The sequence below is a fragment of the Nostoc cf. edaphicum LEGE 07299 genome (assembly GCF_015207245.1).
In the GTDB taxonomy this organism is placed as follows: Bacteria; Cyanobacteriota; Cyanobacteriia; order Cyanobacteriales; family Nostocaceae; genus Nostoc; species Nostoc edaphicum_B.
In genome coordinates, this window is sequence record NZ_JADEXF010000220.1 from 1 (window position 1) to 6,440 (window position 6,440).

The window sequence follows — 6,440 nt, forward strand, 5'->3', positions numbered from 1 at the left end:
TGTATAAGAGAAAGATCATGAGTTATAAATTCTTCTTCAACTTACATCCTGATTTTTGTTGCTAACTTGGGTTTGGTAGTGGCGCCATTTTTCCTGCTGACGCGCTCTTTTCTCCTCGGTGAGGCTATCAAAACAATAGGCACAGGAGATACCTTGCTCATATTTGGGAGACACTTTATCTTCCTCAGAAATCGGACGCCCACAACAGAGGCACAACTCATAACTTCCTTTCTCCAATCCATGACTAACGGCTACCCGCTCATCAAAAACAAAACATTCTCCTTCCCATAAACTTTCTTGTGCTGGAACTTCTTGCAAATACTTAAGAATGCCGCCCTTGAGATGATAGACTTCTGCAAAGCCTTGTGCAAGCATGAAGGATGAAGCTTTTTCACAGCGAATGCCGCCTGTACAAAAGAGAGCAACCTTTTTGTGTTTAGTTGGGTCGAGATGGTGGCGCACATAATCAGGAAATTCGCGGAATGATTCAGTTTGGGGATTTTCTGTCCCTTGGAAAGTACCAATATTCACCTCATAATCATTACGGGTGTCAATTACCGTTACTTCTGGATTTGCAATTAAATCATTCCATTCTTGGGGATTGACATAGATGCCAACTTGCTCACTTGGGTCAATTTCCGGCAACCCCAAAGTAACAATTTCTTGCTTCAACCGCACCTTCATCCGCTCAAAAGGTGGGGTTTCGGTATAGGACTCTTTGGATTCTAAGTCTGCTAAACGCGGGTCAGAACGCAGAAACCAGAGAACTAAGTCAATGGCCTGACGCGAACCGGCAATTGTACCGTTAATCCCTTCAAGTGCCAGCAAAATTGTCCCCTTAACACCTTGCGCTTGGCAGTAAGACAGCAGAGGATCTCGTTTCTCAGCAAAATCTGGCAGCTTAACAAATTTATACAGTGCTGCAACAACTTGAATATTTTCTGGCTTCATCCCTTTGGTAATAGGACAATATAAGTTACAATAACAATGGTAATCAAAGTTATCTACTATTTTAATATGGGGGTTTAGCTCAGTTGGTAGAGCGCCTGCTTTGCAAGCAGGATGTCAGCGGTTCGAGTCCGCTAACCTCCATTGGAAACGGTTTTTGCTAGCCTACGCACATTCAAATCAATTAAAACCCCTTTCATTATCAAAAAATGGGGTTATTTTTCTTATTAGGCAAGGGGTTTGGGGAGAGGAAAGTATGGTATTGCATCCATTGCACCGATTCAAAGTCCTACTTAGTTAAAGGAGGCAAACTCTGACTTGACAGTACTCAGGTAATTTTGAGCGTTCAAAATTTGACTTATATTTAGTTAGGGGGTTGTTTGGAAAAGCGTCCATTGGGGTTAGTGGCAATTGTTCTCTACAAATCATTTGCCGCCTTGCTGCTTATGGTTACTTCGATCGCTTTATTATTGACATTAAAAAATTATCAAACTCTAGAGGCGTTTTCACAAAATTATGTTTTAGAAGGTAAAGGTACTTGAAATGTTTGACTACAAGAGGCTACGGGTTTACGCAAAACCAAGACCTCACGTTGTACAATCGCTAGAAATACAATCTGGAGAGCAACTTGCCTAGATCGATTCAGTCTACCCAACCACCACTAAAATTTATTCCTCAACGGTTGAATCTTTTGGTACTCCAGATTGTTCGGTGGTTACTGCCGATCGCACTACGGTTTCGCACTCGCCCTTGGCTACCGGCTGGGATTGTCAAGATTGAAGCCAAGAATGTTGAAGTATTAGCTGAACTCTATCAACAATTTCAGGCTGGAAAAATTCGCTTTTTGTTGGCATTTCGCCACCCAGAGGTAGAAGATCCTCTGTGTATGCTGTATTTGCTTTCTCGCATTGTGCCACAAGTTGCTCGTCAAAAAGGTATTACACTACAATCCCTGGTTCACAGTTATTTTCTTTATGACCGAGGTATGACAGTTTGGGCTGGAAAGTGGCTAGGTTGGCTGTTCTCTCTGCTGGGGGGTGTGCCAGTTCGTCGTGGTAGACGACTAGATCGGCAAGCTATCCAAAATGCACGGGAGTTGTTTGCTAATGGCGAACTACCGATCGCAGTAGCGCCAGAAGGCGGTACTAATGGTCATAGTGGTATTGTTAGCCCCTTAGAACCTGGTGTTGCTCAAATGGGCTTCTGGTGTGTAGAAGACTTACAAAAAGCTAACCGTTCTGAGACTGTGATTGTTGTGCCGATCGCCATCCAATATCACTACGTTGAGCCACCTTGGTCTAAACTGGATTGGCTGTTGAGTAAGTTAGAAGCTGATAGTGGCTTGAAAATTTCGGAAATTGATTCGGGTAATAGCGAAGAAATTTACTATCAACGCCTCTCTAGGTTGGCTGAATATTTGATTACCGAGATGGAAGAATTTTATCGTCGCTTCTATCATCAAGACATCCCAAAAACCATCTCAACTGATGAATCTACTAGTGCTAATCAGGTATTAATTGCCCGACTCCATCGCCTACTAGATAAGGCATTACAAGTTGTCGAGCAATATTTTGGAGTTCAAGGACAAGGTAATTTTATTGACCGCTGTCGCCGCTTAGAAGAGGCTGGCTGGAGTTACATTTACCGAGATGATTTGCCAGATATCAATGCTTTAGCACCCTTCAAACGCGGTTTAGCAGACTGGATTGCTGAAGAAGCCGACTTGCGAATGCGGCACATGCGGATAGTCGAAAGTTTTGTTGCAGTCACAGCTAATTATATTCAGGAACAACCGACGGCGGAACGGTTTGCGGAAACAGTTTTGCTTGTATTCGATATGCTTTCGAGAATTCAGAATACAACACTTCCGGGGCGACCTCGGTTAGGTTTGCGACAGGCAGAAATCACTGTGGGGGAGCCAATTTCAGTTACAGAACGCTTCACAAATTCTCAGGGCGATCGCCAAGCGTCTAAACAAGCTGTGAGCGATTTGACAAAAGATTTGCAAAACGCTTTAGAGAAGATGATTAGATAACGGAAATTCTAAGACTTTTTCGCTCGAATTTTGTCAAATGTTGCAACTTTAAGGACTTGCAAAAAATAAATTATCCTCACTCAAATTCACACAATACTTTTATCCTGACCGAGTTTTGCTACTTGCCTTAGATAGTTGTGCCGCTTATTGTCGTTACTGCACCCGCTCTCGTTTGGTGAGCCAAGGTGAGATGTACCCCGTAACGCGACGGTTGGATGCGATCGCCGCTTATCTGGAGGAACACGCCGAGATCCGTGATGTGCTAATTTCCGGTGGCGATCCTCTATTGATGGCTGATGAACCTTTAGACAATTTGCTTAGGCGGCTGCGTGCCATTAAGCATATTGAATTTATCCGCATTGGTTCTCGTGTGCCAAGTTTCTTACCGCAGCGAATTACACCGGAATTGGTTGCCTTGCTTCGTAAACATCGTGTGTGGCTATCTTTGCACTTTTGTCATGTGCGGGAACTTACCCCAGAAGTCGCACAGGCTTGCGATCGCTGGGATCTGGTTTTCAATATTGCTGAGGGTTTAAAGGGTCGTTCTCGTGAAGCTCAAGTCCCGGCAATCTGCGAATTATTCGCTCAACCTTACACCTTTTCCGATCCGCTTACCTATGCCCTGACGTTAGACAAGGCGCTATTGGCAACGGTATCAACTCACAGATAGTAGGTGTGATGGAAGTAATTTTTACAGGGCAAGCGGAAGCTTTTGCCTACACCACCCTCAACAAAGATGAGTATCTGGAACGGGTATCTTAACGTTTGCTTATAGATCCTAAACCACTGGCAGCACAGGCAAGGCAACTGGCGCTGGATGCTTACCATACTCTTGGTTGCCGTGATGCTGCGCGCGTGGATCTACGCTGCGATCCTAGCGGTGTGTTGCAGTTTATGGAGGTTAACCCATTACCAGGACTACATCATATCCGCTCAGACTTGCCACTTATGGGACATTTGGGTGGTGTAACATACACAGAAATCATTGCTCAAATAGTCGAGTCTGCATGGCAAAGATATAAATGCTGAACAAGAGGTTGGGGGACAGGCTGACAGGTACAACTAGGTGCAACAAACCTAAACCTGTCAGCGACTTCCCCCTCCCTCTGCCCTTTTTTATGCAATATGAAGTTGCTCAAACTAAACTACAGAGGGATGTTAGGTGATACGCTCATCTTATAGGGTGTTCAATAGTGTTACCTAACTGTGGAGAATATACTCATGAATTTATTATTTATGCAAACAGCAGCACCAGCTATAGATGCTGCCCCTCATTTTCCTGTTGCTTTTACCTTGGTGTATGTCGTTGGTTTTATTGCTGCTGTCACCATTGGGTCAATAGCTTGGTACAACTCGAAACGCCCCGCAGGTTGGGAAAGCAAAGAACGTCCTGATTTTGTGCCTAAAGTTGATAAAGAAGAAACTCCGGGTCTGGGTGAACCTAAATAATAAGCAATGATGAGTGCTGAGTTTAATAATCAAACTTACAGTAGTTTTGATTTATTTTGAACCACATTTTACATTATCCAAAACCCTTGTATAGACGTAGCAGTGCTACGTCTATACATTTTTTTTATTCATATTTCTAATGAAAACTGCTGTAAAAAGTATTAGAAAAATTTTCATTATGGAAACTTACGCTTCAGAAGAAGAACCTCAAAAGGTCAAGCGGTAAATTAATTCATCAGAAGGTTTGCCTCTAACAAACTCTGCATTATTAGTTTCGTTAGATTTACTTTCGACTGCTCAAGATTTACTTGATTATTAACTCCGCAAAGAAGTTACATTCATATCGTCATTTAATCTGCGAATCAGACGGGATAACTCACGAATGATATTCACCGCAATTTCGGGAGTTTCTTCGATCGCATCATATAGTTGCTCTTGCGTCAGTTCTAAAAATTCACAAGGTTCCAGAGTTGTGGCACTGGCAGATCGAGGTTGAGTATCGAATACTGCCATCTCACCAAAATATTTTCCCTGTTCCACCTCTGCCAACTGTTTATTTCCAATGTGAACTTTTACTCGACCGGAGACGACAATATAGAGCGATCGCCCTTCTTCTCCCTGTCGAAAGATGGTGTAATTAGCTGGGAATGACAATTCGTTCATCACTGAAGTGAGCCGCACAATAAAATCATCCCGCAATTCCTTAAAAATCGGGACTCGCCGGACAAATAATAAACGGTCAACACTGGTTAGCATAATTACAAGTTAAAAATTCAACATTACCGAACATCTCAAACTGAAGTTAGAGGGCGATTAGTCATATTACCGATGTTGAATGCTAGCCGTCAAGGATATCCGAGCCTTTACCATCTGACAAAGGTTCTCTTCAATAAGAGCGATGCCTACGGCAGTAAACTACGCATAGAAGTTTCTCAAACAATAGCTCAGTATTCAATACTACTCATTTTGTGCATTTTGAACTCAGAATTTAGTTTAGGAAAAAGGTTAAAGGTTTTTTCCTTATGAGTGTCAATGAGTACAAAACCCAAAACAGATAGTAAAATTGTCAATCACTTTTATTTATCATTTTGAAAAATAAGAGTATTTGCTCTTATTTGACTGAAAGCCATAATATTGACTTCATGAGCTCCCAAGGTACCTTGCTGAGAAAAAAATCACCAATTTGATTGGAGGCGATGCCTCTAAAAATTGGGTAATTGGCTGATAAATAACGAATATCGCTCGGTTCTCGTTAGAAAAACAGTCATAAAATCTCCTAACCTGCTCTCACATCGAGAAGCAGAGAGGACTAAGACAAACAGCATTGAATTACTGTGAACAACAATTATGGCTTGGCTAATTAGTACATTATTGATTGGAATCTCTGTCGCTTTTGCAACTACCTTTGCCGACAACTTATATTTGACGGCTTTCTTTGGGAAAGTCAATCGTAGCTTTCGTCCTAAGCATATTGTTCTCGGTGAATTTTTGGGATTTACTACCTTAGTATGTGCTAGTCTTCCTGGTTTCTTCGGCGGTCTGCTCATCCCCAGTAGCTGGATTGGTTTACTAGGTTTGCTTCCCATCGCCATTGGTATCAGTAATTTCATCAGTCGAGAAGAGGAAGGAGAGACAGTACAAGCAGTGTCAGTTGACTTCACCTCTCCCGTAAAATCTGGACGTCAAAAAAAATCACTATTGGCAACCATCCGCGATCCTCAAACTTACCGTGTTTCTGCTGTCACCATTGCCAATGGAGGAAACAACATTGGAATTTATGTACCGTTGTTTGCCAGTAGCAATCTTCCAAGTTTGGGCGTAATTGTCTGTGTTTGCTATTTCACTGTTGGAGTCTGGTGTTTCCTCTCTTACAACCTGACTCGTAATCCTCTCATGGCTCCCGTTCTAACTCGCTATGGTCGAAAAATCTTCCCCTTTGTCTTAATTTACTTGGGACTCTCTATCTTAATTAAAAGTGAAACATATCGACTTTTACCTAGTCTGGCAA

General features: G+C 42.4%; 8 protein-coding genes and 1 tRNA gene. 7 read left to right on the forward strand and 2 right to left on the reverse strand.

From position 1 onward, the window contains the following. Positions 1–36: 36 nt before the first annotated feature. Positions 37–951 carry an oxygen-dependent tRNA uridine(34) hydroxylase TrhO gene (gene trhO, locus IQ229_RS08675; protein ID WP_194042934.1) on the reverse strand — a complete coding sequence of 305 codons (915 nt, stop codon included), beginning with the start codon at positions 949–951 and terminating at the stop codon, positions 37–39. 68 nt (positions 952–1,019) lie between these two features. Here trhO and IQ229_RS08680 point away from each other — a divergent pair. The 6 genes from IQ229_RS08680 (at position 1,020) to psb35 (ending at position 4,432) form a co-directional block, all read left to right on the forward strand. Then, a tRNA-Ala gene (locus IQ229_RS08680) sits at positions 1,020–1,092 on the forward strand. 236 nt (positions 1,093–1,328) lie between these two features. Then, positions 1,329–1,490, forward strand: a complete 162-nt coding sequence (locus tag IQ229_RS08685; protein ID WP_409339910.1) for a hypothetical protein — start codon at positions 1,329–1,331, stop codon at positions 1,488–1,490. Positions 1,491–1,576: 86 nt separating this feature from the next. Further along, a complete protein-coding gene (locus IQ229_RS08690; protein WP_194042936.1) occupies positions 1,577–2,983 on the forward strand; it encodes a lysophospholipid acyltransferase family protein in 1,407 nt (468 codons plus the stop codon). Positions 2,984–3,098: 115 nt separating this feature from the next. Further along, entirely contained in the window at positions 3,099–3,653 is a 555-nt protein-coding gene (locus IQ229_RS08695) for a radical SAM protein (RefSeq protein WP_228013312.1), read from the forward strand. 95 nt (positions 3,654–3,748) lie between these two features. Continuing rightward, positions 3,749–4,012, forward strand: a complete 264-nt coding sequence (locus IQ229_RS08700) for a D-alanine--D-alanine ligase family protein (RefSeq protein WP_194042942.1) — start codon at positions 3,749–3,751, stop codon at positions 4,010–4,012. Between the two features lie 192 nt (positions 4,013–4,204). Beyond that, positions 4,205–4,432 (forward strand): photosystem II assembly protein Psb35, encoded by a 228-nt coding sequence (psb35, locus tag IQ229_RS08705; protein ID WP_099102136.1) that lies wholly within the window; start codon positions 4,205–4,207, stop codon positions 4,430–4,432. Positions 4,433–4,747: 315 nt separating this feature from the next. Here the strand turns inward: psb35 and IQ229_RS08710 are convergent, their stop codons facing one another. After that, positions 4,748–5,188 carry a Crp/Fnr family transcriptional regulator gene (locus tag IQ229_RS08710; protein ID WP_194042938.1) on the reverse strand — a complete coding sequence of 147 codons (441 nt, stop codon included), beginning with the start codon at positions 5,186–5,188 and terminating at the stop codon, positions 4,748–4,750. 591 nt (positions 5,189–5,779) lie between these two features. On the opposite strand from IQ229_RS08710, the gene IQ229_RS08715 reads away from it, so the two are divergent. Then, the coding region (locus IQ229_RS08715) for a cadmium resistance transporter (protein ID WP_194042940.1) at positions 5,780–6,440 on the forward strand (661 nt) is incomplete at its 3' end.

Bases quoted from the DNA above. Each gene is read 5' to 3' on its own strand.
- trhO (WP_194042934.1), bottom strand. From the start codon at position 951: ATGAAGCCAGAAAATATTCAAGTTGTTGCAGCACTGTATAAATTTGTT.
- psb35 (WP_099102136.1), top strand. From the start codon at position 4,205: ATGAATTTATTATTTATGCAAACAGCAGCACCAGCTATAGATGCTGCC.
- IQ229_RS08710 (WP_194042938.1), bottom strand. From the start codon at position 5,188: ATGCTAACCAGTGTTGACCGTTTATTATTTGTCCGGCGAGTCCCGATT.